Source organism: Mesorhizobium sp. M2A.F.Ca.ET.037.01.1.1 (genome assembly GCF_003998075.1).
In the GTDB taxonomy this organism is placed as follows: Bacteria; Pseudomonadota; Alphaproteobacteria; order Rhizobiales; family Rhizobiaceae; genus Mesorhizobium.
Window position 1 is genome coordinate 1 of record NZ_RZSA01001074.1, and the last position, 2,084, is coordinate 2,084.

Consider the following 2,084-nt stretch of genomic DNA (forward strand, 5'->3'; position numbering starts at 1 on the left):
CCGCAAGGGTATGCTGAGATTTAGGTCAGGCCGAGCCGAGAACGATGGCTTCCGAGAACCGGAGCGGAGCGTACTTCGGCATGTCCCGGAAAAGTGGTCTCCGGTTTTCCGATAAGGACGTGCGGCAGTTAGAAACTACGTGAGCACCGGAAGCGCAGGAAGCCATCATTCGCAGGCCGGCATCACCTGAATATCAGCGTACCCGAGGCATGAAGGCGGCAATCCACTCCCTTGGAAACCGTTTCGGGCGCCCGCTTTCGCCGACGATCGCCGCCTCGACTTTCGCCTCGACCAGCACCTCGCCGCCGCGCTTCAGTTGCTGGCCCATGAAGATGCGGGCGCCGGAGATGTCGTCGGTGCGCGTGTCGATGGTCAGGATGTCGTCCATGCGGGCCGGCGAGCGGAAGTCGATTTCCATGCGCCGCACCACCCAGACGATGCGCTCGCCATGCTTGCCGTCCAGCAGCTCGGTGTGGTGGACGCCGGTCAGCCGCAGATAGTCGGAGCGGCCGCGCTCGAGGAACTCGAGATAGCGCGCATGGTAGACGACGCCGGAGAAATCGGTGTCGGCATAATAGACCCTCGCCATCAGCCGGTGGCCGAAATCCGTCAGCGCGCCGGAAAGCCCGGCGCTGAGCGCCGCCGATTCACCATGATCGTCCATCGCGCTTTCCTTTTTCGGCCCAGAAGGGCAGGTGTCTCTCGCGCGGGAACGGGATGGCACTGTTGGGCACGATGATCAAGAGCTTGATGGCGGCGCTGCTTGCGCTCGGCGCGCTGGCGCTGCCGGCCGGGGCAGCGACGTTCTCGATGAAACGCGGCCTCAATCTCGACCGATGGGTCACCTGGCCCACCGAGGACAAATGGAGCGATCGCCGGGCGATCCTGCCTTATCCGGAGTGGCGCAAATTCCTCAAGCAGGACGACCTCAAGGCGCTCAAGGATGCCGGTCTCGATTTCCTGCGCATGCCGGTCGATCCCTCGCCCTTTCTCTCGGACCGGACCGAAGCGCTTCGCGACGACCTCTATGCCAGCGTGCTCGACTCGGCGCGCATGATCAACCGCGCCGGCCTGAAGGTGATCGTCGACCTGCATCTGATCCCCGCGGGCGGCGACCGCAAGATCGGCATGGGGCAGGTGATGGACGGTCCGGCGACGTTCGACGCCTATGCCGAGGTCGTGCGCAACATGGCAAAGACGCTGGCCCGGGAAGATCCGAAGCAGGTCGCGCTGGAGCTGATGAACGAGCCGATCGTCGATTGCGACGCGAACGGCACCAACCTTTGGCCCGACCGCCAGAAAAAGCTGTTCGCGGCCGCGCGAGCTTCCGCCACCAGGCTCACGCTGATCCTGACCGGCGGCTGCTTTTCAAACGCGGAGTCCCTGGCCAGGATCGACCCCGGGACGATCCCCGACGACAACATCATCTGGACCTTCCATTCCTACGACCCGTTCCTTCTGACACACCAGGGAGCGACCTGGGCCGGCGATTTCATCCAATACGTCACCGGCCTGCCCTATCCGCTCACAGCCGTTCCCAAGCCGCAATTGGACGTGACGCTGGACACGATCCGCGATCGGATCAAGGCCGAGGCGCCCTGGGCGCGGCAGAGCGGCATGCTCGCCTATCTCGACGAACAGGTGGCAGCGATGGACAGTCCCGAAAAGCTGGCCGCCGTCATGGATGCGCCGTTCAGGACGGTCGACGCCTGGGCGAAGGCCAACGGCATCAAGCCTCAGGATATCACGCTTGGCGAATTCGGCATGATCCGCAAGGAATACGGCAACGGCTTCGTCATGCCGGCAGCGTACCGCGCCGCCTATGTGGGCTACATGATCGCCCGCGCCGAGGCGTATGGTTTTTCCTGGTCGGTGTGGAGCTATGGCGGCGCCTTCGGCGTCGTCGATGCGTTCGACGGCGAGAAGGCGGAACCCAATGTGATGGATGTGATCAGGTCGCTGCGGTAAGGCAGCAAACCAAGGCGTACCGAGATTCAGGTCAGGCCGAGTCGAGAATGGCGGGTTCCGAGAACCGGAGCGGAGCGTACTTAAAGTACGTGAGCACCGGAAGCGCAGGAAACCGG

The 2,084-nt window shown here is 63.7% G+C and carries 2 protein-coding genes; one reads left to right on the plus strand and one right to left on the minus strand.

Annotation, left to right across the window (positions count from 1 at the left end; all coding sequences use genetic code 11):
• Window positions 1-193: 193 nt before the first annotated feature.
• On the minus strand, window positions 194-664 hold the full coding sequence (gene ybgC, locus EOA27_RS33515; protein ID WP_126080751.1) for a tol-pal system-associated acyl-CoA thioesterase: 471 nt from the start codon (window positions 662-664) through the stop codon (window positions 194-196).
• Window positions 665-717: 53 nt separating this feature from the next.
• Between ybgC and EOA27_RS33520 the strand changes: the two genes are divergently transcribed.
• The gene (locus EOA27_RS33520) at window positions 718-1,968 is read left to right on the plus strand and encodes a cellulase family glycosylhydrolase (RefSeq protein ID WP_126080750.1); all 1,251 of its coding nucleotides are present in this window, start codon (window positions 718-720) and stop codon (window positions 1,966-1,968) included.
• The last annotated feature ends 116 nt before the right edge of the window (window positions 1,969-2,084 follow it).

Excerpts from the sequence above, each read along its gene's own strand:
- ybgC (WP_126080751.1), bottom strand. The coding sequence starts at position 664 with ATGGACGATCATGGTGAATCGGCGGCGCTCAGCGCCGGGCTTTCCGGC.
- EOA27_RS33520 (WP_126080750.1), top strand. The coding sequence starts at position 718 with ATGGCACTGTTGGGCACGATGATCAAGAGCTTGATGGCGGCGCTGCTT.